23 protein-coding genes and 1 riboswitch are annotated in these 25677 nt (G+C 56.7%); of the genes, 11 read left to right on the top strand and 12 right to left on the bottom strand.

Going from position 1 to position 25677, the window contains the following annotated elements:
• Positions 1 to 932: IS3 family transposase (locus DFG60_RS11790; RefSeq protein WP_157964544.1), on the top strand; the 932-nt coding region annotated here is incomplete at its 5' end.
• Between the two features lie 64 nt (positions 933 to 996).
• Here DFG60_RS11790 and htpG read toward each other — a convergent pair.
• Positions 997 to 2859: a molecular chaperone HtpG gene (gene htpG / locus DFG60_RS11785; RefSeq protein WP_114571972.1), complete on the bottom strand. Its 1863-nt coding sequence runs from the start codon at positions 2857 to 2859 to the stop codon at positions 997 to 999.
• Between the two features lie 219 nt (positions 2860 to 3078).
• Between htpG and DFG60_RS11780 the strand changes: the two genes are divergently transcribed.
• From DFG60_RS11780 to ahpF, 8 genes are all read left to right on the top strand, one after another.
• Positions 3079 to 3840, top strand: coding sequence for a class I SAM-dependent methyltransferase (locus DFG60_RS11780; protein WP_114571971.1), 762 nt, complete (start codon positions 3079 to 3081; stop codon positions 3838 to 3840).
• A 19-nt stretch (positions 3841 to 3859) separates the two neighbouring features.
• Entirely contained in the window at positions 3860 to 4225 is a 366-nt protein-coding gene (locus DFG60_RS11775; protein ID WP_114571970.1) for a VOC family protein, read from the top strand.
• A gap of 55 nt (positions 4226 to 4280) precedes the next feature.
• A complete protein-coding gene (locus tag DFG60_RS11770; protein WP_114571969.1) occupies positions 4281 to 5858 on the top strand; it encodes a cation:proton antiporter in 1578 nt (525 codons plus the stop codon).
• Between the two features lie 75 nt (positions 5859 to 5933).
• The gene (locus DFG60_RS11765; protein WP_114571968.1) at positions 5934 to 6368 is read left to right on the top strand and encodes a DUF1801 domain-containing protein; all 435 of its coding nucleotides are present in this window, start codon (positions 5934 to 5936) and stop codon (positions 6366 to 6368) included.
• Positions 6369 to 6383: 15 nt separating this feature from the next.
• Positions 6384 to 7931 carry a serine hydrolase domain-containing protein gene (locus DFG60_RS11760; RefSeq protein ID WP_114571967.1) on the top strand — a complete coding sequence of 516 codons (1548 nt, stop codon included), beginning with the start codon at positions 6384 to 6386 and terminating at the stop codon, positions 7929 to 7931.
• Between the two features lie 219 nt (positions 7932 to 8150).
• Positions 8151 to 10526, top strand: coding sequence for a putative bifunctional diguanylate cyclase/phosphodiesterase (locus tag DFG60_RS11755; protein ID WP_114571966.1), 2376 nt, complete (start codon positions 8151 to 8153; stop codon positions 10524 to 10526).
• A gap of 273 nt (positions 10527 to 10799) precedes the next feature.
• Positions 10800 to 11363: an alkyl hydroperoxide reductase subunit C gene (ahpC, locus tag DFG60_RS11750; protein WP_114571965.1), complete on the top strand. Its 564-nt coding sequence runs from the start codon at positions 10800 to 10802 to the stop codon at positions 11361 to 11363.
• A 12-nt stretch (positions 11364 to 11375) separates the two neighbouring features.
• Entirely contained in the window at positions 11376 to 12899 is a 1524-nt protein-coding gene (gene ahpF, locus DFG60_RS11745) for an alkyl hydroperoxide reductase subunit F (protein WP_114571964.1), read from the top strand.
• Positions 12900 to 12952: 53 nt separating this feature from the next.
• Here the strand turns inward: ahpF and DFG60_RS11740 are convergent, their stop codons facing one another.
• The 3 genes from DFG60_RS11740 to DFG60_RS11730 all read right to left on the bottom strand — a co-directional run bounded on the left by DFG60_RS11740 (position 12953) and on the right by DFG60_RS11730 (position 15199).
• Complete coding sequence (locus tag DFG60_RS11740; protein ID WP_114571963.1) at positions 12953 to 13681, bottom strand: amino acid ABC transporter ATP-binding protein; 729 nt, start codon at positions 13679 to 13681, stop codon at positions 12953 to 12955.
• The gene (locus tag DFG60_RS11735) at positions 13678 to 14316 is read right to left on the bottom strand and encodes an amino acid ABC transporter permease (protein WP_114571962.1); all 639 of its coding nucleotides are present in this window, start codon (positions 14314 to 14316) and stop codon (positions 13678 to 13680) included. Before DFG60_RS11735 ends, DFG60_RS11740 begins: the two co-directional genes overlap by 4 nt.
• Before the next feature lie 100 nt (positions 14317 to 14416).
• Entirely contained in the window at positions 14417 to 15199 is a 783-nt protein-coding gene (locus DFG60_RS11730; protein ID WP_114571961.1) for a transporter substrate-binding domain-containing protein, read from the bottom strand.
• 79 nt (positions 15200 to 15278) lie between these two features.
• Positions 15279 to 15462, bottom strand: a riboswitch (Lysine riboswitch).
• 184 nt (positions 15463 to 15646) lie between these two features.
• Between DFG60_RS11730 and DFG60_RS11725 the strand changes: the two genes are divergently transcribed.
• Positions 15647 to 17302 (top strand): M20/M25/M40 family metallo-hydrolase, encoded by a 1656-nt coding sequence (locus DFG60_RS11725; protein ID WP_114571960.1) that lies wholly within the window; start codon positions 15647 to 15649, stop codon positions 17300 to 17302.
• 59 nt (positions 17303 to 17361) lie between these two features.
• On the opposite strand, the gene rbsK is transcribed toward DFG60_RS11725, so the two are convergent.
• The 7 genes from rbsK to DFG60_RS11690 all read right to left on the bottom strand — a co-directional run bounded on the left by rbsK (position 17362) and on the right by DFG60_RS11690 (position 24282).
• Positions 17362 to 18282, bottom strand: a complete 921-nt coding sequence (gene rbsK / locus DFG60_RS11720; RefSeq protein WP_114571959.1) for a ribokinase — start codon at positions 18280 to 18282, stop codon at positions 17362 to 17364.
• Positions 18283 to 19308, bottom strand: a complete 1026-nt coding sequence (locus tag DFG60_RS11715; protein WP_114571958.1) for an aldose 1-epimerase family protein — start codon at positions 19306 to 19308, stop codon at positions 18283 to 18285.
• Positions 19309 to 19351: 43 nt separating this feature from the next.
• On the bottom strand, positions 19352 to 20683 hold the full coding sequence (gene fucP, locus DFG60_RS11710; protein WP_114571957.1) for an L-fucose:H+ symporter permease: 1332 nt from the start codon (positions 20681 to 20683) through the stop codon (positions 19352 to 19354).
• Positions 20684 to 20798: 115 nt separating this feature from the next.
• Positions 20799 to 21827, bottom strand: coding sequence for a LacI family DNA-binding transcriptional regulator (locus tag DFG60_RS11705; protein ID WP_114571956.1), 1029 nt, complete (start codon positions 21825 to 21827; stop codon positions 20799 to 20801).
• A gap of 215 nt (positions 21828 to 22042) precedes the next feature.
• Entirely contained in the window at positions 22043 to 22864 is an 822-nt protein-coding gene (locus DFG60_RS11700; protein ID WP_114571955.1) for a MetQ/NlpA family ABC transporter substrate-binding protein, read from the bottom strand.
• Positions 22865 to 22880: 16 nt separating this feature from the next.
• Entirely contained in the window at positions 22881 to 23543 is a 663-nt protein-coding gene (locus tag DFG60_RS11695) for a methionine ABC transporter permease (RefSeq protein ID WP_114571954.1), read from the bottom strand.
• Positions 23536 to 24282 (bottom strand): methionine ABC transporter ATP-binding protein, encoded by a 747-nt coding sequence (locus DFG60_RS11690; protein WP_114571953.1) that lies wholly within the window; start codon positions 24280 to 24282, stop codon positions 23536 to 23538. The genes DFG60_RS11695 and DFG60_RS11690 overlap by 8 nt, the downstream gene beginning before the upstream one ends.
• 208 nt (positions 24283 to 24490) lie before the next feature.
• Here DFG60_RS11690 and DFG60_RS11685 point away from each other — a divergent pair, with 208 nt between their 5' ends.
• Positions 24491 to 25030, top strand: coding sequence for an ECF transporter S component (locus DFG60_RS11685; RefSeq protein WP_114571952.1), 540 nt, complete (start codon positions 24491 to 24493; stop codon positions 25028 to 25030).
• Between the two features lie 47 nt (positions 25031 to 25077).
• Here the strand turns inward: DFG60_RS11685 and DFG60_RS11680 are convergent, their stop codons facing one another.
• Entirely contained in the window at positions 25078 to 25674 is a 597-nt protein-coding gene (locus tag DFG60_RS11680) for a class F sortase (RefSeq protein WP_114571951.1), read from the bottom strand.
• Positions 25675 to 25677 lie beyond the last annotated feature (3 nt).

Raw genomic sequence — 25677 nt, 5'->3', positions numbered from 1 at the left:
GAGTACCTCGAGATGGAGAACGCCGCGTTAAAAAAATTGAGAGCCTTGGTTCAAGAAGAGAATGCGCGACGAACCGGATCAAGGCGCAAGTGATCGAGGAGTTGCGGGCGACCTATCCCGTCCCGGGACTCCTTCGCGTGCTCGGTATGGCCCGGAGCGTCTATTACTATTGGCGGACGCGCCTGACGGCCGAGGACAAGTATGCGGAGGTGAAGGCGGCCATCCATGCCCTCTTCCACGAACACGAGGGACGATGTGGCTATCGTCGCATCCACGCGCTCCTCGAGCGCCAAGGCTTCCGACACGACCCGAAGACCGTGCGCCGCCTCATGGGTGAGCTCGGCCTCAAGTGCCTCGTCCGCATGAAGCGATACCGCTCCTACAAGGGGCGGGTCGGGGAGGTCGCGCCGAACCTTCTCCAACGGGACTTCAAGGCCTCCGGCCTGAACCAGAAATGGGTGACTGACGTCACCGAGTTCCACCTCTTCGGGGAGAAGCTCTACCTCTCGCCGATGATGGACCTGGGGAACCGGGAGATCATCGCCTATACCGTGTCGGACCGCCCCACCTATCATTTCGTCGGCGAGATGTTGGACCAGGCGATCGGGAGGCTCGACGGGCAGGCACGGCCGATTCTTCACTCCGATCAAGGTTGGCATTATCAATACCGGCCATTCATCGGTACGCTCCGGGAGCACGGCATCACTCAAAGTATGTCCCGTAAGGGCAACTGTCTCGACAACGCAGCCATCGAGAGCTTCTTCGCCGTGCTCAAGTCCGAGCTCCTGTATCTCAAGGAGTTCGATGACATGGACCACTTCAAGCGCGAGCTCGTGCGTTACATCGAGTACTACAACCATCGTCGCATCAAGAGACGACTAAAAAACCTGAGCCCGGTGGAATACCGGACTCAGGTCCTCAAGGTCGCCTGACGAATCATTCATTGTCTAACTTTTTTGGTTCAGTTCAGTGCGGAATGTCTTCTTTCGTCTGTCTTCAAATCATCAACTCGCAAACCTCGTTCGCGAAGGCGGCCGGATCCTCGATCGGCAGTCCTTCGATCAGCTGCGCCTGCTGATACAGCAACTTCGTGTAGCGTCCGAACTTCGCCTCGTCCTCCGCGTGTGCCTTCTCGAGCGCAGCGAAGACGGGGTGGTTCGTGTTGACCTCGAGGATCTTCACGGCTTCGACGTCGCCCGCGTTCGGCATCGCGCGTAGCACCTTCTCCATCTCGATCGAGACGGCACCGTCCGTCGAGAAGCAGACCGGATGCGTCTTCAGGCGGACCGAGGCGCGGACGTCCTTGACGTCGCTGCCGAGCTTTTCCTTCATCGCCAAGAAGAGGTCTTCGTGATCCTTCTGGTCCGTCGCCTCTGCTTCAGGCAAGCCGAGATCACTGCTCGTGACGGATTTGAACGGCTTTCCGTCATATTCGACGAGCATCTGGATCGCGAACTCGTCGATCTCTTCCGTGAAGTAGAGGATTTCATAACCTTCGTCCGCCACCCGTTCCGTTTGCGGCAGCTTGTCGAGGCGTTCGACGCTCTCACCGGATGCATAATAGATATACTTCTGTTCTTCCGGCATTCGCCCGACGTACTCCGCGAGCGTGACGAGCTTCTTCTCCTTCGATGAGTAGAAGAGGACGAGATCCTTCAGCACGTCCTTATGCATGCCGTAGTCGTTGTAGAGGCCGAACTTGAGCTGGCGTCCGAACGCCCCGTAGAACGTCTCGTACTTCTCGCGCTCGTCGCGCAGCAGCGTCTCGAGCTCCTTCTTCACCTTCGACTGGATGTTCTTCGCGATCAGCTTCAGCTGCCGGTCGTGCTGCAGCATCTCACGGGAGATGTTGAGCGACAGGTCCTCCGAGTCGACCATCCCCTTGACGAAGCTGAAGTGGTCCGGCAGGAGGTCGGCACACTTCTCCATGATCAGCACGCCGTTCGCGTACAGCTCGAGTCCCTTCTCGAACTCGCGCGTATAGTAGTCGAACGGCATCTGCTCCGGAACGTAGAGGATCGCCTGGTAGCGCACGGCACCGTCCGCGCTGATGTGGAGATGCTTCATCGGCTTGTCGAATCCGTAGTGCTTCTCGGCATAGAAGTTCGCATAGTCCTCGTCCGTCAGTTCCCGTTTGTTCTTACGCCAGATCGGCACCATACTGTTGACGGTCTTCAGCACCTTCTTCTCCGCGTATTCCTCCGAGCCTTCGGCCTTCTCGCGCTCGATCTCCTCGAGCTGGACCGGGTAGCGGATGAAGTCGGAATACTTTTTGATGATCTGCTTCAGGCGATAGCCTTCGAGGTACTCACCGAAGGATTCGTCCTCCGTGTCCGCCTTCAGGTGCAATGTGATCTCCGTCCCGACCGTCTCCTTCTCGATCGTCTCGATCGTGTAGCCGTCGATGCCGCGTGATTCCCATTTGTAGGCGACGTCGCTGCCGAACGGCTTCGTGACGACCGTGACGACGTCCGCGACCATGAACGCCGAGTAGAACCCGACCCCGAACTGTCCGATCAAATCGCGTCCGTCCTCGGCTTCATTTTCCTGCTTGAAGGCGAGCGATCCGCTCTTCGCGATCGTCCCGAGGTTCTCCTCGAGTTCCTCTCGCGTCATCCCAATCCCCGTGTCCCGGATGACGAGCTGGCGTTTGTCCTTGTCCGGGATGATCGTGATCGTATAGTCTTCCTTGGCGAAGACGAGGCTGTCGTCCGTCAAGGCCTTGTAGTAGAGTTTGTCGATCGCGTCACTTGCGTTCGAGATCAGCTCCCGCAAGAAAATCTCCTTTTGCGTGTAGATCGAGTGGATCATCATCTCGAGCAACCGCTTCGATTCCGCTTTGAATTGTTTCGTCTCCATGAGAAATCCCCCTAAGCATTTTTTGGCACTCTTATACGAAGAGTGCTAACTACTTCTTTTCTATCATGCCATCCGAAAAATTGTCAATGACATACCTCGCATTCCTTGCTCGCACCGTCCCATCGCACAAAATACCACTTCCCTTTTCTCGGAAGGATCCCCTCTTCCTCTGTCCGATTTTCAGGTAATCTGAAGCTAACGAGATAAGGGGGAGTTTTCATGTCATTCAGTCAATACGGGGAACTTTGCACGGAAGTCTATCGGCTGACGAAACCGGTCGGCCACGCATTCAGCGGTGACATCGCGTACTACCGGTCACGTCTCGCGAACTGCGAGGGACGCATTCTTGAAGCGATGGTCGGCTCCGGCCGCGTCTATATCCCGCTGCTCGAGGCGGGCCTGCGCGTCGAAGGAATCGATAACTCGCCCCAGATGCTCGATGCGTGTGCACATGAGGCCAAGGAGCGCGGACTTGCGCCGGTCCTGTATGAAGGGGCACTCGAGACGATCGACTTGCCGCATGACTACGAGGCGATCATCATCCCGGCCGGCTCATTCGCCCTGATCGAGGAACGAAGTGCATCGATTTCGACGCTTCGCCGGCTGTATGACCACCTCGAACCAGGTGGACGGTTGATTCTCGATCTGTCGCTTCCCGAGACGCCGAGCGCGATTTCAGCCTTCAGCGGGACGTCCTCGTTTACATCGAGGGACGGCAGCCTGATCACGATGGAGACGAAGACGGCACAGTTCGACTTCTTCACGCAATGTCACGTCATCTTCATCAAATATGAGAAGTGGCGCGACGGCAATCTGATTCAAACAGAATTGCAACGCCTTCCGCTCCGCTGGTACGGCATCGAGGAATTCAAGATGGTGCTCAAGGAGATCGGCTTCACGGACGTCGAGGTGACGGCAGACTATACAGGCAAGGAACCGGACTCCTCGTCCCGTGTCTTCCTGTTCGAGGCATTGAAATAATGAAAGGAGTCGGGACACGATGATCCAAAAAATCGGTCAAATCGCCGTACCGGTCAAGGAGCTTGACCGGGCAATCGCCTTCTATGAGGAGGAGCTCGGCTTGCCGCTTCTGTTCCGCACGGAGACGCTCGGTTTTCTCGACTGTGCCGGCGTCCGTCTGATCTTGAGCGTTCCGGAAAGCGAAGCATTCGCGCACAGCTCGATCCTCTACTTGACGGTGGCGGACGTCGCCGCGACATATAGTGAGAAGGGGGCGACCATCCGCTTCACGGATGAACCCCACACCGTCGCGAAGGTCGGGACGACGGAGATGCGGATGGTGTTCTTCGAGGATTCGGAAGGTAATACGCTCGCCTTCATGAGCGAGCATCAGACCGAAGATTGATGCCGGTATCTGACGGGAAAAGGAAGGCATCTCATCGACGAAAGAAGGTAGATTAATGGAAGAACTCGATCTGCACCACGTATTCGAACTCGGGCTCGTCCTGGTCATGCTCGCTGCCGGTATCACGGCTGTCGCAAAGAAAATGAATCAGCCTTATCCGATCGCGCTCGTCATCGTCGGCACGCTGATCGGTCTCGCGAACGTGCCCATCCTTGAACCGGTCAAATCGTTCATCACGGAAGGGGAAGTGTTCAATTTCGTGATCATCACCCTCTTTTTGCCGGCGCTGCTCGGTGAGGCGTCGCTCAAGCTGCCGTTCCCGCATCTGAAGGACAACAGGAAGCCGATCATCTCGCTTGCGTTTCTCGGGACGCTCCTGTCGTTTTTGATCATCGGCTTCGCAGGCATCTGGCTTCTTGATCTGCCGGTCCCTGCCGCGTTCGTCTTTGCTGCCCTGATGAGCGCGACCGATCCCGTCAGCGTCCTGTCGATCTTCAAGAGCGTCGGCGTGCCGAAACGGCTTGCGACGATCATCGAGGGGGAGAGCCTGTTCAATGACGGTCTCGCCGTCGTCCTGTTCAAGATCTCCTCGCTCTATCTGTTGACGTATCTCGATCTCGGCGTAGCTGGTTTCGGTCTTGGCCTGCTCGAGTTCGTCCGCGTCATCGCCCTCGGTCTGCTCGTCGGAGCCATCTTCGGTTACGCCTTCTCCCAACTGACGAAGCTGTACGACGACTATCCGCTCGAAATCATCTTCAGCATCATCCTGTTCTACGGTGCGTTTCTCGCAGCAGAAACGTTCGAGGCGTCCGGTGTCATCGCTGTCGTCGTCGCGGCGCTCATCTTCGGCAACTATGGGGCACGGATCGGGATGAGTCCGACGACCAAGCTCAACATCAACAGCTTCTGGGACGTCGCGGCGCTGCTTGCGAACTCGCTCGTCTTCCTGATGGTCGGTCTTGAGATCACACAGATCGACCTGATGGACAAATGGGGACTGATCGCCATTGCGATCATGATCGTCCTGGTCGCCCGGGCCGTCTCGGTCTACGCGAGCATCTCGTTTTTGAAGAACGTCCCGCTCGCCTGGGGACATATCCTGAACTGGGGCGGATTGAAGGGGTCGCTGTCGATCGCTCTCGCACTCAGCCTGCCGCGCTCGTTCGAAGGCAGGGAGACGGTCCTCGTCCTCGCCTTCAGCGTCGTCCTGTTCTCACTCGTCGTCCAGGGCCTCTCGATCAAGCCGCTCCTGCGCCTGCTCGGTACGGAGCAGAAGGATGACGCGCACCTCGCCTATGAGGCGCTCGTCGCAAGAAGCCACCGCTATGAGTCCGCCGTCAGCGAGATTCGAAAGGCGCGAAGCGACCTGTTCTTGACGGAAGCCTCGACCCGGGACCTCCTCTCTTCCTACGAAGACGAAGTCACTTCGCTTCGCAGCGAGACGGAGCGCCTGTTCGAGAGATACCCTGAACTGAAAGAGCGCCAACAGACGCTGCTGCGCCGCCTTGCCTTGTATGCGGAACACGAGGCAATCGAACGGCTCGTCCGGGAAGAGATCATCTCGCGCGAGGTCGCCGAACGGGAAATCGAGCTCATCATGGACGAGCTCGTCCGCCTCGAAGATACGCATTGAGCGACAGCTTTCTCATGTTCAGAAAACCATGACAGAAGGGCTGTCGTTGAAGACCTTTGAAAGGACGTGACTGGAATGGCCTACGAACAGAAGACGAGAGAGAACGAAAATGAAGGCGATGTCACCGCCTTCCTCGAGGAGATCGAGAACCCTCGGAAAAAGGAGGACGCCTACGAATTGCTTGAGATCTTCACGGAGACCTCCGGACATCCGCCCCGGATGTGGGGGGCGAGCATGATCGGTTTCGGCCGCTATCATTACCGCTACCCGACCGGTCATGAGGGGGACAGCTTCCTCGTCGGCTTCTCGCCGCGCAAAGGGAAGACGAGCCTGTACTTCGCGACCGGAGACGCAGGACGGGAGGCATTGCTCGAACGCCTCGGCAAGCATACGTCAGGGAAGGCCTGTGTCTACATCAACAAGGTCGCGGATATCGATACCGACGTGCTGCGTCAGTTGATCCGACAGTCGATCGAGTTCCTCGAACGGATGTATCCAGAACCTAAATAACCTAAGGAGATCCATATGTCATATTCAATCGAAAGACTTCATCGGATCGTCGAACAGACGATGCAGGAAAATCAAATCCCCGGGGCTGCCGTTCTCGTCATGAAAGACGGCGAGATGCTCGTGTCGCAAGGCTACGGGAAGACGGCGTCGGACGACACCGGTGCCCCGGTCACTCCCGAGACCCTCTTTCGCATCGCCTCGGTCAGCAAGCTGCTGACCGGCACCGTCCTGATGCGGCTCGCAGAGGCAGGCCTGCTCGACCTCGATTTCCCGATCACGCATTACATCCCGTGGTTCAAGACTTCGGATGAGACGGCGACCCCACTGATCACGACACGGATGCTGCTGTCCCATACGTCCGGCATGCCGACCGGAGACTGCCACCCGGACGACCGGACTCTCGAGGACTACATCCGCAACACCGTCCCGACGCTTCCCGTCCTGTTCCGGCCGGGTACGGCCTATTCCTATGGCAACCATGGGCTGAACATCGCCGGCTTCGTCGCCGAGACCGTCACCGGCAAGCCGTTCGCTGAACTGATGCAGGAGTGGCTTCTCGATCCGCTTGGAATGACGCAGACGACCTATGACCCGGTGCGTGCGAAGCAACAACCGCTCGCCTTTCCTCACTCAAGGAAGGACGGGCAGATCGTCCCTTCTGACACATTCAGCGACTACGCGGCGAACCATCCGTCCTACTATGCCTTCTCTTCTCTCCAGGATTTGGAGAAGTTCGCCCGCCTCCACCTCGAGCTCGGCGCACCTCTCATGGACGCGGCCTCGATCAACGAGATGCGCAAGGAGCAGATCCCCTGGTACACGGCGACGGAAGCCGGATGCGGAATCACCTTCTTCCGCGAGACGAAGCAGGGAGTCGAACGGTTCTGGCACTACGGTCAGTACAGCTATCAGTACTCGAGCCAGTTCATCCTCGTGCCGGAAAAAGGGATCGCCGTCATCGCGCTCGCGAACGGGGAGAACATCTTCAACGCGGGGTACGCCCTGGTCGACGAACTGCTCGGCGAGGAGACGACATCCGATACGCATTCGTTGCAGTCCGAAGATCTTTCGGCTTACACGGGCACGTTCCTCCACAGCTATCATGGCCTGCTTGAGCTCAGACAGACGGAGGATGGAACACGTTTGACGCACGGCGGCATCTCCTACGTTCTCGAGCGGACCGGAACGAACATATACCGCGCCGTCGACAGCGATGGAAACGTGCGGTTCAGCGTAGGGTTTCCAGAAGACACCTCATGCATCATCGTCGACACGAAGGCCTGCCCCGCCTTCACGGAAGTTCCTTCAGAGGCAGCCGACTGGCGGGACTGGACCGGTCGCTATAGCGACGGCGAGGACACGTACGAGGTGTCGATCGAAGACGATCGCTTGCTGATCCGTGACGTCAACGCCGATCAGACGCTCGTCGGACGCCCGATCACCCCGTCCCAGTTCCTGACGCGGGAATACGGACTCGTCAACTTCCTGTCCGTTCGAGGCGAGACGACGATTGAATTCGACTATGCTTGGCGCTTCCCGAAGGTCAGCCTTCCAGTCGCCTGAACGACGAATAACCCCTGCATCCGATCGGACGCAGGGGTTATTCGTCGTTCCTGCTTCATCATTACGCTCGTGCTGCTGCCGTATCTTTCAAATCCGTAACCCATTATTTAAATTGAAATAATAACCATTTTTTATAAAAATATGAAGTTGTTTTTCTTATATCCTATATAATTGAAACTATATGAAGTTTGACTCTTCACGCGGAATGGAGGCAAATGAATGCGAACAACGGCCAAGCGCATCTTTCTATCTTTCGCAGTCGCTCACATCTTGGTCTATTACGCCTGGCTCTACCTGTTTCAGGAGAACGACCGCCTTCTCACCGTCGGCGGTGACCTGATTTCTTTCTCAGCTGCATGGGTCGTGACGCTCGTCCTCTATCTCGTTCAAAATCGTCATCAGGGAATGGAAAAGAGATTTTGGCAACTCATCATGCTCGGGACGTTCAGCTACTCGATCGCAGAAGGTATCTGGACCTATACGGAAATCGTGAAGGCCGTCATACCATCATTCCCCGGGTGGCCCGATTTCTTCTACATGTTGCAAGTCGTCTTCTATCTTGCCGCCTTTTTTTATAAGACGTGGCGCGTCTCCGATTTGATGCAGTGTTGCAAAATTTCATTCGATGCGGCAATCATCATGACCGTCGCCATCTCCTTCAGCTGGCACTTCATCATCCGCGACATCGTCGGGGACGAATCGTCATCCGCATTGTTCCTGTTCGTCTCGATCGGTTACCCGGTCGGTGATCTCGTCTTGCTGTTCATCGCGATGCGTTCCTTCTTCGGCAGCGAGCATCTCTTCTCAAGAAACGTCCTGTACATCACGATGCTGAGTCTGCTCGTCCAGGTGTTCGCGGACTCCGCCTATCTCTATCTCGAAGGATCGAACCTCTATCTGTCGGGGAGCCTGTTCGACCCGCTTTGGACGATGGCCCTGTATCTGATGGGCTTCGCCGGCCTTGCGTCCCTCGATTTCGTCCGAATACGCGAAAATCTTGAGGACCGCACGGCCAGACGATTCTTCCTGACGAGACTCTGGCTTCCATATGCGAGCGTCATCCTCCTGTTCAGTGTCATGCTGTCACAGAAACAAGGGATGGACAGCCTGTCGATCGGTGCGTCGATTGCCATCCTTCTCGTCGTCTCGCGCCAAGTTCTGACCCTTCTTGAGAACCAAAATCTGCTCGACAAATACCATCAACTGACGGAACGGCTTGAACAGCGGATCACGGAACGGACTGACGAACTCAGCCGCAAGAATCATCAGCTGACGACTGTCGTAAAGAAGATGCGCCACATGGCGTATCATGACGTGCTGAGCGACCTGCCGAATCGGCGCTTCTTCCTCGAACGTTTGACCGAAGAGATGGGGGAAGCAAGACGGCGGCAGGGACTCGTTGCAATCTTATTCGTCGACCTCGACCGTTTCAAAAACATCAACGACACGCTCGGGCATGAGTTCGGCGACGAGGTGCTCCGCCACGTCTCGAAGCAGATGGTCCAGTCCTTGCGCAAGGAGGATACGATCTCGCGCCAAGGCGGTGACGAGTTCGCCGTCCTCCTCGGCGGTCTCTCGAGCGAGGAAGAAATCCTCTCGCTCATCGCACGCCTGCAAGGAGTCGTCGCGGAACCGTTCACGCTCCGTGAACACGAGATCCATCTGTCGATGAGCATCGGTGTCGCCCTCTATCCGCAGGACGGTGAAAGCACCGAAGCGCTGATGAAGCACGCGGACATGGCGATGTACAAGGCGAAGGAGAGCGGGGGCAACAGCCATGCCTTCTTCTCCCATGACTTGAACGAGAGCTATTCGCGCCGGATGAAGCTTGAGAACGGTCTTCGGAAGGCGATCACAAACGGGGAATTCGTCCTTCACTATCAGCCTCAAGTCGATATCCTGACAGGCGAGATTGTCGGACTCGAAGCGCTCATTCGCTGGGAGACGGCGGAGGGGATGGTCTCCCCGGCTGAGTTCATTCCGCTCGCCGAAGAGACCCGGCTCATCATCCCAATCGGCGAATTCGTCCTTCGGAGCGCATGTATGGAAGGAAAGAGATGGCACACGAATGGTCACGATCACCTAAAGATCGCCGTCAACCTGTCTCCTCTCCAGTTCATGCACACGGAATTGCTGCAGACGATCGCAATCATCCTCGATGAGACAGGATTTGACCCTGCCTCACTTGAAATCGAGATCACAGAGGGCGTCGCCGTTCTCGATGCAGAGGCTTCGATTGAGAAGATGGAGGCACTCAGGGCCCTCGGAATCCATATCGCGCTCGACGATTTCGGTACGGGCTACTCCTCGCTCCATCACCTGAAGCACTTCCCGATCAACCACCTGAAAATCGCTCAACCGTTCGTCCGCGATCTGACGATGAGCCTGAAGGACCGTTCGATCGTCCAGACGATCATCCATCTCGGACACGGTCTCGGCCTCTCCGTCATCGCGGAAGGCGTCGAGACGCTCGAGCAGCGTGAGATCCTTCGTGCGCTCGGCTGTGACGAGATCCAGGGCTACTTCTACAGCCGCCCGCTGCCAGTCGCCCAATTCGACCGGATGCTCGAAGAATCATCGCGTCTCGGTAGCTGATTTCAGCAGAGCAGGATAGACGAAAGCATCCCCGTTCCGTGTCGAAGGAACGGGGATGCTTTTCGTCCGCTCCCCTTACCGCAGATTACAAAGAAAAATGAGAATAAATATGTAAGCGCTTTATTATCATCTGAAAATACTATTTGCATCGTTTCACTTGACAAAACGTCTGCTTTATTAGAAATTAGTACTACATTAGAATTATTCTAGCATAAGGGGAGACCTGGATTGCCGGAGTGATTCCATCACATACCCTTGAGGAGGAATTTCATCATGTCTTTAATCGGCAAAGAAGTACTACCATTCAGCGCATCAGCTTTTCATAACGGAGAATTCGTCGACTTGACGGACGCGAACTTCCGCGGCCAGTGGAGCGTCGTCTGCTTCTACCCTGCAGACTTCACGTTCGTCTGCCCGACTGAACTCGAAGATCTCCAAAACCAGTACGCGACACTCAAAGACCTCGGCGTCGAAGTGTACTCTGTATCGACAGACACACATTTCACACACAAAGCGTGGCACGAGACATCTGAGACGATCGGCAAAATCGAGTACGTCATGATCGGCGACCCGTCGCACACGATCTCACGCAACTTCGACGTCCTCAGCGAAACGACTGGTCTCGCTGACCGCGGTACATTCATCATCGACCCGGACGGTGTCATCCAGACTGTCGAGATCAACGCTGACGGCATCGGCCGCGACGCGAGCACGCTCGTCAACAAGATCAAGGCTGCTCAGTACGTCCGCAACAATCCAGGCGAAGTCTGCCCGGCGAAATGGCAAGAAGGTTCTGCGACGCTCAAGCCAAGCCTTGATCTCGTAGGAAAGATTTAAGGAGTACACTCCATGTTAGAAGCAGCGATCAAAGAACAGTTAGGGCAATACCTGCAAATGATGGAAGGCGACGTCGTCCTCAAGGTGAGCGCAGGAGAAGATACTGTCTCCCGTGAAATGCTCGAACTCGTCGACGAAATCGCAAACATGTCGCCGCGTATCACGGTCGAGCGGACGACGCTTGCACGCACGCCGAGCTTCAGCGTCAACCGCGCGTCGGAAGACACGGGTGTCGTGTTCGCCGGTATCCCGCTCGGCCACGAGTTCACGTCGCTCGTCCTCGCACTGCTTCAAGTGAGCGGACGCGCACCGAAAGTGGACGAGTCGCTGATCTCCCAGATCCGTGCGATCAAGGGCAGCTATCACTTCGAATCGTACATCAGCCTCAGCTGCCACAACTGCCCGGACGTCGTCCAGGCACTCAACGTCATGAGCGTCCTCAACCCGAACATCACGCACACGATGATCGACGGCGCGGCGTTCAAGGACGAAGTGGAGCAGAAGGACATCATGGCCGTACCGACCGTCTTCCTGAACGGGGAGTCGTTCGGCAGCGGACGGATGTCGCTCGAAGAGATCCTTTCGAAGCTCGGCAGCGCGCCTGACGCGTCCGAGTTCGAAGGCAAGGAGTTCGACGTGCTCGTCGTCGGCGGCGGTCCTGCCGGCGCGAGTGCTGCCATCTACGCAGCCCGCAAAGGCATCCGCACCGGCATCGTCGCTGAGCGCTTCGGCGGTCAGGTGATGGATACGATGAGCATCGAGAACTTCATCAGCATGACGTACACGGAAGGCCCTAAGCTCGTCGCGAGCCTCGAGGAGCACGTCAAGGCCTACAACATCGACGTGATGAACCTGCAGCGTGCGACGCGCCTCGAGAAGAAGGACCTGATCGAGCTCGAGCTCGAGAACGGTGCGATCCTGAAGTCGAAGAGCGTCATCCTCTCGACCGGAGCACGCTGGCGCAACGTCGGCGTACCGGGCGAGATTGAGTTCAAGAACAAAGGTGTCGCCTACTGCCCGCACTGTGACGGTCCCCTCTTCGAAGGGAAGCGCGTCGCGGTCATCGGCGGAGGGAACTCCGGCGTCGAAGCGGCGATCGACCTCGCCGGTCTCGTCAAGCACGTCACGGTCCTCGAGTTCGCACCCGAGCTCAAGGCAGATGCCGTCCTGCAACAGCGTCTGAACAGCCTGCCGAACGTCACGGTCGTCAAGAACGCCCAGACGAAGGAAATCACAGGCGACGACAAAGTCAACGGTATCACGTACGTCGAGTGCGAGAGCGGCGTCGAGCAGCATGTCGAGCTCGAAGGCGTCTTCGTCCAGATCGGACTCGTCCCGAACACGGACTGGCTCGGCGACGTGATCGAACGCAGCAAGTTCGGCGAGATCATCGTCGACCGCCACGGTGCGACGAACGTCCCTGGCGTGTTCGCAGCAGGCGACTGCACGGACAGCGCGTACAAGCAGATCATCATCTCGATGGGGTCTGGGGCGACGGCTGCACTCGGTGCATTCGACTACCTGATTCGAAACTGAACATACAGCAAAAGCGAGCATCTCATCCGAGGTGCTCGCTTTTTCTTGTCTTCTCATAGGATTTGATTCAGGAAACGCTGTGTCCGTTCGTGCTTCGGTCGTGCGAAGATCTCGCCCGGATGCCCTTCCTCGATGATGTTACCGTCCGCGAGCATGATGACGCGGTCCGCTACTTCGCGTGCGAAGCCCATCTCATGCGTGACGATGACCATCGTCATCCCGTCGCGCGCGAGGTCCTTCATGACCTGCAGCACCTCTCCGACGAGTTCCGGGTCGAGCGCCGAGGTCGGCTCGTCGAACAGCATCACCTTCGGTTCCATCGCGAGCGCACGGGCGATCGCGACACGTTGCTTCTGCCCGCCGGACAATTGCTCCGGGTAGTAGTTCGCCTTGTCGGCGAGACCGACCTTCGCGAGCAGGTCCATCGCCTTCGCGCTCGCTACTTCCTTCTTCTCCTTCTTGACGAAGACCGGTGCTTCGATGATGTTCTCGAGGACCGTCTTGTGCGGGAAGAGATTGAAGTGCTGGAACACCATGCCGACCTTTTGCCGGACCGCATTCAAATCCGTCTTCTTCTTCGTCAGCTCGACCCGTTCCGAGTCGATCGTGATCTCCCCTTTTTCCGATACCTCAAGGAAGTTCAGGCAGCGCAGGAGCGTACTCTTCCCCGATCCGCTCGCCCCGATCAGGACGACGACCTCCTTCTCCGCGACGGTCAGGTCGACCTGCTTGAGCACCTCGAGCTGACCGAATGACTTCGAAAGTCCTTTGACTGTGATCATGGGATGGCGACCTCCTTCGGCTTGCTGACATCGAGCTTCCCTTCGATCCGGTTCGCGAACCAGGTGAAGATCAGGACGATGATCAAGTAGTAGATGCCGACGACGAAGAACGTCTCGAACGGCATGTAGTTCTCGCCTTGAACACTGAGCGCGACGCTGTAGAGATCGGTCACGGCGATGTAGGCGACGAGCGACGAGTCCTTCAGACTGATGATGAACTGGTTCGCAAGCGCAGGAATCGAACGTTTGAACGCCTGCGGGAAGATGATCCGTCGCATCGCGAGGAAGTAAGGCATCCCGAGCGAACGCGCCGCCTCCATCTGCCCCCGGTCGACCGACTGGACGGAACCGCGGAAGATCTCCGCGATATAGGCACCGGTGTGAACACCGAGCGCGAGCGCGCCCGCCGTGAAGCTGTCGAGCGTCAGGAAGTTCGCAAGGCCGTAGTAGAGGAACATGATCTGGACGATCAGCGGCGTCCCTCGGATTACCCCGATGTAGAGGTCGGCGATCCGGTTCAGCAGTTTGCTCGACGAGATCTTGAATCCGGCGAAGATCGTCCCGATCAGCGTCGCGAACAGGAGCGAGATGGCCGTGATCGAAATCGTCAGGCCGGCCGCCTTCAGGAAGGCCATGCCGTGTTGGTCAAAGATTGAAATAGTATTTTCTAGAAAAAGCACTTCATACCCCTTTCCCGGACGGCACTTTCTCGTCGCACCGTCCGCTTGCTGTAGCTTATTTTTCCATGATGTTCGTATCGAACCACTTCATGCTGATTTTCTCGTATGTTCCGTCCTCGACCATCTCGGCGAGCGCCTTGTTGATTTTGTCGAGCAGTTCCTTGTCGCCTTCCGCGACCGCGATGCTGACGCGGTCCTCGTTGAGCAGTTCGCCGACGGGCTTGATGTCCATTCCTTTTTCGTTCTTCGCGCTCACACCGACGATTTTGTCCGTGATGACGGCGTCGAGACGTCCGAGTTCGAGGTCCTGCAACGCGTTGACGTCCGTCGGGTAGCCTTTGACGTCGTCAGAGAGATCTTCCGCCATATCCTTCCACGTGCTCGCCTGGATGACGCCGATCTTTTTCCCTTTCAGGTCCTCTTTCGATTGAATCGTCCCATTGTCCCCTGCGACGAAAATCTGTGCGCCTGACAGGTAGTACGGGTCCGTGAAGTCGACCTGTTTATCGCGCTCCGGCGTCGCCGTCATACTGCCGATGATCGCGTCGTATTTGTTCGCTTTCAATCCTTGGATGATCGTCTCCCACGGATTCGTTACCGGATTGGCTTCAAGCCCGATTCGCTTGGCGATCTCGGTCCCGATTTCGACATCGAATCCTGTCAACTTGCCGTCCTTCTTGAAGTTGAGCGGTGGATAGAGTCCCGTCATCGAGAACGTCAACGCCCCGTCTTTGACGAGTTCCGTCTTCGCCGCGTCTCCGTTCTTGTCTGCCTTCTCTGTCCCGCATCCTGCCAGTACCGTCATGGCAGCGAGTGCTGCGATCGTCAATTTTTTCATCTTCCGTTTCCCCCTTAAAAAATAAAAAGCCGCCACAGGGATGCTGTGACGGCGTTATCCGATCCTCATCCTTCGCATTGATGAAGATAGTTCTCCACATGCCGGATCGGCATATGACAGTTCTGCCCCTGTTCGAGTGCAGCCCCAGCCTTTTGGACGCAGTGAGTCCAAACGCTTCGGCGATCCAACCTTTTTCCTGCCTTCCCAGGTTTCACTGAACCTCAGGCAAGATACTGATTTGAATCGCGACCTCTACCCCATCTAATGCGAAAGACGAGGATTTAATATTCATTGTTGTAAGTTTATATACACTATATCGAACCGTTTCTGAAAATTCAACCACAAATCACCCAATTTTTTTATATCTTCAAAATTACTTGACTGAATTTGGATGGTAGGTTAGTTTTTGTACAATATCGATAAAATATGAACTGGGGTGTGCTCACCATGTTAGATTGCCGTGAAGAGGTTCTCTCTCTTACGAAGGAATTAGTAAAAATTGAAAGCGTCGTCAACACTGAAGGAGAAGCTTTTATCTCAAAATATTTATACAAAATTTTATCAGAATCCCCTTACTTTTCTCGGAATAATGATCACCTCGTACTGGAGCAGACGATCCAGGATGACCGGGAACGTTACAACGTGCTCGCCTTCGTCAAAGGAACGAAAGGGACGAGCAACCGGACCGTCATCCTGATGGGACATGTCGATACGGTCGGCATCGAGGATTACAATCAGCTCCGCGAGGAGGCATGCGATCCGGAGCGCCTGATGGCTTCACTTGAAAGCGAGGATCTCCCTCCTTCTGCCCGCGCACAGCTAGATTCCGGGGACTGGCTGTTCGGACGCGGCGTGCTCGACATGAAGAGCGGCGTCGCGAGTCACCTCTATCTCTTGAATCATTACGCTGAACACCCGGAAGAGCTCGACGGGAATCTCGTCCTGCTCGCCGAATGCGATGAGGAGGACAGCTCGCACGGTGTCCTCTCTGCCCTGAAGACGTTGAAGCGCTGGAAGAAGGAGCACGGATTCGACTACACGGCCGCGATCAATGCCGACTTCGTCGCCCCGCGCTATGAAGGCGACGAGAACCGTTACATCTACAAGGGGACGGTCGGAAAGCTGCTTCCCTCCTTCTTCATCACAGGTGCCGAGACGCATGTCGGTTCTGCGTTCGAAGGACTAGACCCGAACTTCATCGCGGCCGAGCTGACGCGGCAGATCAACTACAATCCGGAGCTCTGCAACGAGGCGTTCGGCGAGACGACGGTGCCTCCCGTCTCCCTCAAACAGACGGACTTGAAGCCTTCCTACACGGTCCAGACGGCGCTCGCAGCCTATGTCTACTACAATTTCTTCATCCATTCCTGGTCGCCGCGCGACGTCCTTGAACTGCTGAAGGATCAGGCGACGATCGCGTTCGACCGTGCCCTTTCTTCCTTTACGGAACGCTACGCCGACTACTGCGAACGCAGCGGCGAACGCTTCGTGCAGCCGACGTGGACGTCACGGGTCATGACGTACGAGGAGATGGAGGCGCAGCTGATCGAAGCCCACGGTGAAGCCTTCACCGATGCGATGGACGCGTTCAAGGCGCAGCTCCTGAAGGACAGCACGCTCGATACGCGCATGTTCGCCGCACGCGTCGTCGAGGAGGCATGGAAATGGATGCGCGACAAGACGCCTGCGATCATCCTGTTCTACTCGTCTCTATACTCGCCGCGCATCGAGCTGACCGGCAAGGACGCGAACGAGGCGAACTTGATAAACGCGCTCGACGAAGCGGTCGAAGCGATCCAGCCGAGCTATCCGCACCCGATCGTCACCCGTAACTTCTTCCCCTACATCTCGGACATGAGCTTCGTCGCCCTGAGCGACGACGACGAGGGCATCAACGCCGTCTCGCGCAACAATCCGGGCTGGGGGACGAAACACCATGTCGACTACCAGGACATCCGCGACCTGAACGTCCCGGTCATCAACGTCGGGCCTTATGGACTCGATGCCCACAAGAAGCTCGAACGGATGGAGATGACGTACTCGCTCGAGGTCGTCCCGAACTTGACGAACCTGATCATTTTGAAACTGCTCGGCACAGTCTGACGACAGCAAAGCCGCCATTCCTCTCTACAGGAGGATATGGCGGCTTTTCCTATTTCGTGTCAGACTCGTTCTGCGATGAAGTCCTCGACCTCTGCAGCTGTCGGATAGGACGATTGCGTCCCGCGCTTCGTCACGCTGAGGGCGGCGAACGCGGTCGCCGCTTTCAGCGCCCGCAGAATGTCACCCGTCTTGACGTATTCGTTCGAGAAGGCGCCGATGAAGGCGTCGCCCGCTCCCGTCGTGTCGATCGCGTCGACGCGGTGGGACGCGACGAAATGGCTCTCGCCCTTCGTCATCCAAAGGACGCCGCGGCTGCCCATCGTCACGATGACGTTCTTGACGCCTTTCACAAGAAGCGTGTCCGCCGCTTGCCTGATTTGCTCCTCCGTCTCGACCGGCATCCCCGTCAGGATTTCGAGCTCGCTCTCGTTCGGGATGAAGAAATCACATTTGCAAACTGCGTCAAAGTCGAGTTCCTTCGATGCAGGTGCCGGGTTCAAGATGACCGGGATGCCGTGTTCATTGCCGAACTCGATCGCCCGGTAGACCGTCGGAAGCGGGATTTCGAGCTGCAGGATGATCAGGCGGCACTGTTTCAGCTTGTCTGCTGCCCGGTCGACGTCTTCCGGTGCGAGATGTGCGTTCGCACCCTTGATGATCAAAATCCGATTCTTCGATTCCGGGTCGACGAAGATTGGTGCGACGCCGCTCGACGTCCCCGGCACCTTCTCGGTGAACTCGGTATCGATTCCGTGCTTCTCGAAGTTCGCAATCGTGTTGTCCGCGAACAAATCGTCGCCGACCTTCGTGACCATCATGACGCGCGAGCCCATCTTCGCCGCGGCGATCGCCTGATTTGCGCCCTTCCCGCCGCAACCGATCTCAAAATCAGGTGCCTCGAGCGTCTCACCCTCTTTTGGCATTGTTTCAATATACGTGATGAGATCGACCATGTTCGACCCGATGACTGCGATATCCACTTACTCGTCCCCCTTTTTCATTCCTGTCGTGACCGTGAACGTTCTCTCCTCGCCTGCCGCAAGCTCGATCAACGTCCCTGACGCTTCAGCGGCAAGGTAGCCTTCCGGCCGGCACGTCGCCGGCAGGACGAACGCCCCGACTTGCTGATCCCCGTTATAGAGGAGCCAGCGTGTCGCATAGTTCAGCTCGGACGTCTTGAAGCGGGTGAAGAATTCCACCTCGGGCGACTTCATGCGGAACTCCGCCGTCTCCGCATAGCGGTCGAGCCGGTCCGCGAAGAAGACGATCTCCGGATCATACATCTCAGGTCGATCGAGGCTCTCCAGTGTCTCGCGGCCTTCGAGCAGCGCCTCGTTGTAGGCGAGCCATTGTTCGTTCGGCTTGACGTGCGCCGGGACCGTCTTTCGCAAAGTGAATGCTCCTTCCGGGAGGTTCTCCGTCATCTTTGCCCCTTCGACATATGCATAGTTCGTATGGCACATGTATTGCAGCGGCATCTTCGCACTCGAGAGATTTCGGACGTTCATCTTGATCTCGATGAAGCTCGAACTTTCGAACATCGTAACGGACGGGCTAGCGACGTAGTGATGCCCGAACCCTTTGACGTGCTCCGTCGTCCCGCATACCCTGATGCTCTCCTGATCGATTTCAAGCCATGCCTCGTCCATGTCCGCGCACGGCATCTCGCCATGCAGGGCGTGGTCGTCCTCTGGAGCCGGGCATCCGTTTTGGAGCAGCCCGGAATGGAACGCGAAGCAGCCATATGTGTCGATGATCGTCTCCGCCTTTCTCGGCTGGTCGAACATGTTCTTCATCTTCAGGTCGATGCCATCGAACATCAGGTCCCAAATCATCTGCCCCATGTAAGGGAGGACCGTCATCCGTCCCAGTTCGTTCGTGATCTCGAGCGCCTCGACGCCTGACGGATAGCGGAACATCACGACCTCCATCTTTCCTTGTGCGTAGATCGTGTCTCTCTTTTCTCTGAAATACTCGCGCCGGAGCGCCACTCTTCCGATTGCCATGTCTGTTCAACTCCATGTACTTTATTTTCTGTGTTTCAGCACGTCATTGCGCGATTTTCTTTTCATCTTCCGTGACGACCGCAGAGCTGTCCTTCATCTTACCGAAGAAATGGACTCCAACCGCTGCGAAGCAGAGCATCGGGACGAGGAACGACAGCTGAAGCGAACCGAACCAGTCCGAAGCGAGGCCTTGGAGGGCCGGAATGAACGCACCGCCGACGATCGACATGACGAGGACTGCTCCTGCGATTTCCGTATACTTCTTCTCCTTGACGACTTCGAGCGTCTCGGCATAGATCGTCGCCCAACAAGGACCGAACAGCATGCTTACCGCGACTGCCGCATAGACTGCCGTCATGTTCGGAACGAACGATGCGTACGCAAGGACGGCAGTCCCGATGATCGCGTAGGCCACGATGACCTTCGCCGGCGAGAAGCGGGCCATCAGGAAGTTCGCGACGAACTTTCCGACGAAGAAGGCGATGAAGCTGTAGAGCATGAAGTTCGATGCGACCCGCTCATTCAGGTCAGGGTTGAGTTCAAGCGCGAGACGGATCGTAAACGACCAGACCGTCACCTGCATCCCGACATAGAGGAACTGAGCGAGGATTCCTTTACGGAAGCGTCTGTTTCCGCCGAGGTGTTTGACTGCCGCGAGAACGTCGACCTTCTTCGTGTCCTTCTGCTCCGGCTTGCAGGCCGGGAACTTCGTCACGGCGAACAGGATGAGGATTCCGACGAGAACGAAGATGATGTACTTATACGGCTCGAGCGTATGCTGCAACATTTCGAGCCCGAACGCATGCGCCTCTGCCGGAGTCATGCTCGCCATCTGCTTCTCGAGGCTTTCACCTTCCTGGAAGACGAGATACTTCCCGAGCAGGATTCCGGACACCGCGCCGATCGGATAGAACGTCTGGCTGATGTTCAGGCGGAGCGTCCCGTACTGGCGCGGACCGATCATCGCACTGTATGTATTCGCCGCCGTCTCGAGGAAACCGAGTCCGATCGCGATCGCGAAGATGGCGAACAGGAACATCGTGTACGTAGCCATGTTCGAGGCCGGATAGAACAAGGTGCATCCGATGATGTAGAAGACGAGACCGGTCATGATGCCGAACTTATACGTCGTCTTCTTGATGACCAGCGATGCCGGTATCGCGACGAGGAAATAGCCGCCGTAGAAGGCACTTTGGACGAGCGCGCTCGCGAAATCGCTCAGTTCGAAGACGTGCTTGAACTGCGCGATCAGGATGTCGTTCAGGCTGGCCGCGACCGCCCAGAGCGGGAAGAGAAGCGACAGCAGGATGAATTGGAACATCGGGGTCCGGTTCAAATAGCCGTCCGGTAATTGGATGATTGGATCTTTCGTCATGATGATTCCTCCTAATGAGTAGTATGGTCGAAGCTTTCACTGCCGCTGTTCCCGCGCGGCCTCACCACCTTTGAAGCGCTTACATTTCGTCAGAGGGGAAAATCCCCTTGAACGGTCAGCGCGGAATATGTGAATCAGTCATGGCACAGGATTGTCTCGTGATCAGTTCCGGTGACAGGAGGTATTTCCGTTTCGGCAAGTCTTCCTTGAAGTGGATCCGGTCGTGCAGCAAGGTGAAGGCGATCTCACCGATCGCATACATCGGCCGGGCGACGACCGACAGCTTCGGACTGAGGAAGGTCGCGATATCGACGTCATCGAACCCGATGAACGCGACTTCCTCCCCAAGTCTCCAATCGAGCGCATCGAGCGCCTTCATGCAGCCGATCGTCATCATGTTGTTCGAGGAGAAGACGGCGGTCGGTTTGTCGCGAAGGTGATAGAGCTCGCTCGTCGCCGTATATCCGCTCGCCTCACTGAAATCGCCGTCGACGACGTAACTCTCGTCGAGCGGGATCCCGTAATCCTCGAGCGCCTTCTGATAACCGATGTAACGTTCGAGTCCAGGCGTCGTATGTTGCGGTCCCCGGATGATCCCGATTTTGCGATGTCCTTGCAGGATCAGGCGCTGGACGGCCTGATAGGCACCCTTGACGTTGTCGACGAGCACCGTGTCGACGTCGAACTTCTTGATGCTTCGGTCGACGGCGACGACCGGGACCCCTTGTTCCTCGAGCACTTTCAAATACTCGCCGTCCTCGTTCGCCGTCGTGATGATGATCCCGTCGACGCCGCGCTCGAGGAAGTTGCGGATGATCTTCTCCTCGATGACCGGCGACTCGTTCGTGCTGCTCAAGATCGTGAAGTAATCCCGCTCGCTCGCCTTCTGCTCGATTCCTGCCATCAAGAGAGGGAAGAATGGGTTCTGGATGTCCGGGACGATGACGCCGATCGTCTTCGTGTCCTTCCGCTTCATCGTCCGTGCCGCTGCGCTCCGGATATAGCCGAGCTCCTCGATTGCACGCTGGATCTTCTCTTCCGTCACGCGCCGGACGCCGCCTTGATTGTTGATGACGCGCGAGACGGTCGCGATCGACACGCCCGCCTTCTTCGCGACGTCTTGGATGTTCGGCTTGTTCTCCATCGTTATCCACCTCCAAAATGTAAACGTTTAGATTTTTAGATAAAAAATAATATATATCAGCATTCTTTTAATTAAAAGTTCATAAATTAATGTAAACGTTTAGATTTATTGTTGAAACTAGAATAGCATCGCCTCGATTAGGACGCAACACTTTTTTGTATGCGCTTTCTTTTTAGGGCATGAAAAAGACCATTCGCAAGGAATGGTCCGTCTCATCATTTGAACGCCGGAATGGCCGTCTCGTCATAGTTCTCTTCGAGGAACTTCTTCACCTCGGGGCTCGTCATCGCTTCAGCAAGCTTCTTGATCGCTTCCGAATCCGCGTTATCCTTGCGGGCGACGAGCGTGATCGCGAAGTCGTTCTCGACGCCCTCCGTCAGGAGCGCGTCCTTCTTCGGCGTCAAGCCGAGCGGCGCCGCGTAGGCTGGCGTCATGACGACCGCGTCCGCGTCATCATAGAGACGCGCGAGCATCAACAGGTCGACCTCCTTGAACTTGTAGCCCTTCTTGTTCTCCGTGATGTCCTTCATCGTGTAGTAAGGACCCGTCTTTTCCTTCAACTTGATCTCGCCGTGCTGCGCGAGCATTGAGAGCGAGCGGTCGATGTTCGAGACGTCGTTCGCGATCGCGATGACCGCGCCCTTCGGAAGCTTGTCGATCGACTTGTACTGCTTCGAGTAGACGCCGTAGTTCGCGAAGTAGATCGGTTCGACCGGGACGAGATCTGCGTCGTTGTTGCGGTTGAACTCCTCCATGTACGGTACGTGCTGGAAGAAGTTCGCATCGACCTCTTTCGCCGCGAGAGCGCTGTTCGGCTGGACGTTGTCACTGAGGACGACCACTTCGAGGTTGATCCCTTCCTTCTTCAATTCCGGTTTGACGAGGTCGAGAATCTCCGTCATCGGCTTGATCAGCGACGCGACCTTCAGCGTCGTCGTCTCCGTCGACGATTCCGTCTCCTTAGCCTCTTCGTTGCCATTGCCGCATCCTGCGAGCGCAAGGACGAGCACAGTCATTGATATCAGTATTTTTTTCATTCTTTATTCCTCTTTTCTAGCGTTTATCGAGCACTCTTGCGAGCGTCGTTCCAGCGAACTGGATCAGTTGGACGAGCACGACCATGATCAGGATCATGTACATCATCAATTCGGTTTGGAACTGTTGGTAGCCGTAGCGGATGGCGAAGTCGCCGATGCCTCCGCCCCCGACCACCCCCATGATCGTCGAGTAGGAGATGAAGCTGACGATCGACGTCGTCAGACCGAGTACGAGCCCTGAACGAGCTTCGACGAACAGAAACTTCAGCACGACCTCACGCGTCGAGGCACCCATCGAGACCGCCGCCTCGATCACGCCTCTTGGCACATCGAGCAATGACTGTTCGACGAGGCGTGAATAGTGGGCGATAGCTATGATCGCGAGCGGCACTGTAGCAGCTGCCGTCCCGATCGCCGTCCCGAGCAGAAGGCGTGTGAACGGGATCAGGAAGACGACGAGCAGCAGGAACGGAAACGACCGTATCGTGTTGACGAGCAGGTTCAAGCTCGAGAACACGAAGCCGTTCGCGAGCAGCTGACCTTTTCGGGACAGGAACAGAAGCGTCCCGAGCGGGAGTCCGAGCAGGATCGCAGCAAGCACGGAGACCCCGACCATCGCGAACGTCTGCAGGATCGCCAGTTTGATCTCTTCTTCATACTGAAGGAGGACGTCAGGCATGCGGGCCGCCCCCTTCCGTCAGCTGCGTCAGGAACCAGATGGCGTCGCTGTCGATCGAAGGGATACCGGCCGGTTCGATCCGGACCGTCTCGCGAATTTCCCCGTCCTCCATCACGGTGACCCGGTCGCAGAGACTCTTGATGACGTCCATCTCATGGCTGACGAGGACGACCGTCACGCCGAGCGTCCGGTTGACTTCCTGCAGGACGCGTAAAATCTCGGACGTCGTTCCGGGATCGAGCGAGGAGGTCGGCTCATCACAGAGCAGGACACGCGGTCCGTTCGCTAGCGCCCGTGCGATCGCGACGCGCTGCTTCTGCCCCCCGCTCAGTTCAGCCGGGTATTTCCCGGCGAAGGATTCGAGCCCGACGAAGCGAAGGCACTCGTTCACCCGGACGGATCGTTCCTTTTTCGACACCCGTGCGATTCTGAGCGGGGCGTCGACGTTCTGTTCGACCGTCTTGTTCGAGACGAGGTGAAAGTGCTGAAAGATCATCCCGATTTCCTGGCGGACGTGGCGGAGCCTTCGTTCCGGGAGTCGCATCAACGGCTGACCGTCGAACTCGACTTCTCCCGCGTCCGGGCGCTCGAGCAGGTTCATCAGGCGGAGGAGCGTCGATTTCCCGGCCCCGCTCGCCCCGATGATCCCGTGCACCTCACCTGGATCGATCGAAAGCGAGACCGCCTTGACGACCGGCTGTTCCGAGAATGTTTTACTGACTGTACGTAACGTGATCATTTGACGCCTCCTCCCTTTGCAACGGTTCTCATTCTACCTCATGCGGACATTCATTGTCATGCTATGCGCTTCTTCGCTTTCCCTTGCTAACATGATAGAGACAAATAAACTGACCCCTTCACTTTATCCACTTTTGATACTTTTAACTGGTTCAATCCTTTGCTAAGGTTATCCTATCATTCAGATTTGAGAAAGAAGGTTTACGATCATGCAAAAAGCTGCACCTTATTCATCCTCAAGGACGCTCCATCTCATCCTGACGTCCATGTCAATCGCTCTCGTCTTCGTAGCTACATTCTTCATCCGTGTTCCGACCACACCGAGTGGCGGTCTCGTCCACCTCGGGACGGCGATGATGTTCATCATCGCGCTCGTCCTCGGACCGAAAAAAGGTGCCGCGTCGGGCGCCATCGGGATGGGACTGTTCGACATCGTCTCGAACTACACGCCATGGGCTCCCGGTACCATCATCGCCCGCGGTCTTCAAGGCTACATCGTCGGTAAGATCGCCTGGTCGGGTGGCCGCCAAGGTGACAGCATCCTGTTTAACATCATCGGGATGGTCCTGTCGATGCCTGTCATGCTCGGTGTCTACTACGTACACGAAGCGATCCTCCTCAGCAGCTGGATCGCACCGATGAAGTCGATTCCGGGCAACATCGCACAGAACCTCGTCGGTCTCGCGATTGCGATCCCGGTCGCGATCGCTTTGAAGAAGACACCGTTCTTCAAAAAATACCAGGCATGAAGAAGACACCCTGACTTTCGCGTCAGGGTGTCCTTCGTCGTCCGTGATCATTTTTGGAGCGTCGTGTACACGACGAGCCGTTCGTCGTAGTTCTTCGTCTCCTGATCGAAGACGCCCGTGCAGGTGATCAAGTTGAGATGGCTTTGGTAGGAATAGTCGAAGATGTCCTCGATCGGCGAGAGCTCTGCCCGGTACTTTTTCTTCTCCTCGACGACGAAGGTCAGGCGTTCCCCTTCTTCATCCGAGACGATGATCTCGTCTCCTTTGTTCAGCTTCTGTAGATCGAAGAAGACGGCCGGGCCGGTCTTGCTGTCGACGTGTCCCGCGAGCACCGCGTTGCCCCGCTCCCCGGGTTTCGTGCCGTTCGCATACCAGCCGACGGTCTCAGGAGATTTTGGGTCCTCCATCTGCCCGTTCGCGAGCAGTCCTGCTTCCTCGATCTTCGCATCGACATCGAGCGACGGGATCTCGATCCGCGACGGTTCGATGCTGACCCGGTTCTCTTTGATGACCCGCCCCTCGGAGGAAGCAGTCGTCTTCGCTCGAGACGGCTCGTTCTTCTCTTTCGTTTGTATCTCTTCCCCGCTCACTCCGCAACCGGCAAGCAGCGCGGACAGCAGCAGGACGGAAACCGGTCCCTTCATCAC

Source organism: Exiguobacterium flavidum (genome assembly GCF_003344535.1).
GTDB classification, from domain to species: Bacteria; Bacillota; Bacilli; order Exiguobacteriales; family Exiguobacteriaceae; genus Exiguobacterium_A; species Exiguobacterium_A flavidum.
Note: the sequence above shows the minus strand (reverse complement) of the source record. Positions and strands in the feature narration are given on the sequence as shown.

What these genes read in the sequence shown, in the direction of transcription:
- fucP (WP_114571957.1), bottom strand. Translation starts at nt 20,683, where the DNA reads ATGACGAAAGATCCAATCATCCAATTACCGGACGGCTATTTGAACCGG.
- DFG60_RS11715 (WP_114571958.1), bottom strand. Translation starts at nt 19,308, where the DNA reads ATGGCAATCGGAAGAGTGGCGCTCCGGCGCGAGTATTTCAGAGAAAAG.
- DFG60_RS11680 (WP_114571951.1), bottom strand. Translation starts at nt 25,674, where the DNA reads ATGAAGGGACCGGTTTCCGTCCTGCTGCTGTCCGCGCTGCTTGCCGGT.
- DFG60_RS11755 (WP_114571966.1), top strand. Translation starts at nt 8,151, where the DNA reads ATGCGAACAACGGCCAAGCGCATCTTTCTATCTTTCGCAGTCGCTCAC.
- DFG60_RS11690 (WP_114571953.1), bottom strand. Translation starts at nt 24,282, where the DNA reads ATGATCACGTTACGTACAGTCAGTAAAACATTCTCGGAACAGCCGGTC.
- DFG60_RS11695 (WP_114571954.1), bottom strand. Translation starts at nt 23,543, where the DNA reads ATGCCTGACGTCCTCCTTCAGTATGAAGAAGAGATCAAACTGGCGATC.
- DFG60_RS11705 (WP_114571956.1), bottom strand. Translation starts at nt 21,827, where the DNA reads ATGGAGAACAAGCCGAACATCCAAGACGTCGCGAAGAAGGCGGGCGTG.
- DFG60_RS11685 (WP_114571952.1), top strand. Translation starts at nt 24,491, where the DNA reads ATGCAAAAAGCTGCACCTTATTCATCCTCAAGGACGCTCCATCTCATC.
- DFG60_RS11725 (WP_114571960.1), top strand. Translation starts at nt 15,647, where the DNA reads ATGTTAGATTGCCGTGAAGAGGTTCTCTCTCTTACGAAGGAATTAGTA.
- ahpC (WP_114571965.1), top strand. Translation starts at nt 10,800, where the DNA reads ATGTCTTTAATCGGCAAAGAAGTACTACCATTCAGCGCATCAGCTTTT.
- DFG60_RS11740 (WP_114571963.1), bottom strand. Translation starts at nt 13,681, where the DNA reads ATGATCACAGTCAAAGGACTTTCGAAGTCATTCGGTCAGCTCGAGGTG.
- DFG60_RS11760 (WP_114571967.1), top strand. Translation starts at nt 6,384, where the DNA reads ATGTCATATTCAATCGAAAGACTTCATCGGATCGTCGAACAGACGATG.
- DFG60_RS11735 (WP_114571962.1), bottom strand. Translation starts at nt 14,316, where the DNA reads ATGGCCTTCCTGAAGGCGGCCGGCCTGACGATTTCGATCACGGCCATC.
- DFG60_RS11770 (WP_114571969.1), top strand. Translation starts at nt 4,281, where the DNA reads ATGGAAGAACTCGATCTGCACCACGTATTCGAACTCGGGCTCGTCCTG.
- DFG60_RS11775 (WP_114571970.1), top strand. Translation starts at nt 3,860, where the DNA reads ATGATCCAAAAAATCGGTCAAATCGCCGTACCGGTCAAGGAGCTTGAC.
- DFG60_RS11700 (WP_114571955.1), bottom strand. Translation starts at nt 22,864, where the DNA reads ATGAAAAAAATACTGATATCAATGACTGTGCTCGTCCTTGCGCTCGCA.
- DFG60_RS11765 (WP_114571968.1), top strand. Translation starts at nt 5,934, where the DNA reads ATGGCCTACGAACAGAAGACGAGAGAGAACGAAAATGAAGGCGATGTC.
- DFG60_RS11780 (WP_114571971.1), top strand. Translation starts at nt 3,079, where the DNA reads ATGTCATTCAGTCAATACGGGGAACTTTGCACGGAAGTCTATCGGCTG.
- ahpF (WP_114571964.1), top strand. Translation starts at nt 11,376, where the DNA reads ATGTTAGAAGCAGCGATCAAAGAACAGTTAGGGCAATACCTGCAAATG.
- DFG60_RS11730 (WP_114571961.1), bottom strand. Translation starts at nt 15,199, where the DNA reads ATGAAAAAATTGACGATCGCAGCACTCGCTGCCATGACGGTACTGGCA.
- htpG (WP_114571972.1), bottom strand. Translation starts at nt 2,859, where the DNA reads ATGGAGACGAAACAATTCAAAGCGGAATCGAAGCGGTTGCTCGAGATG.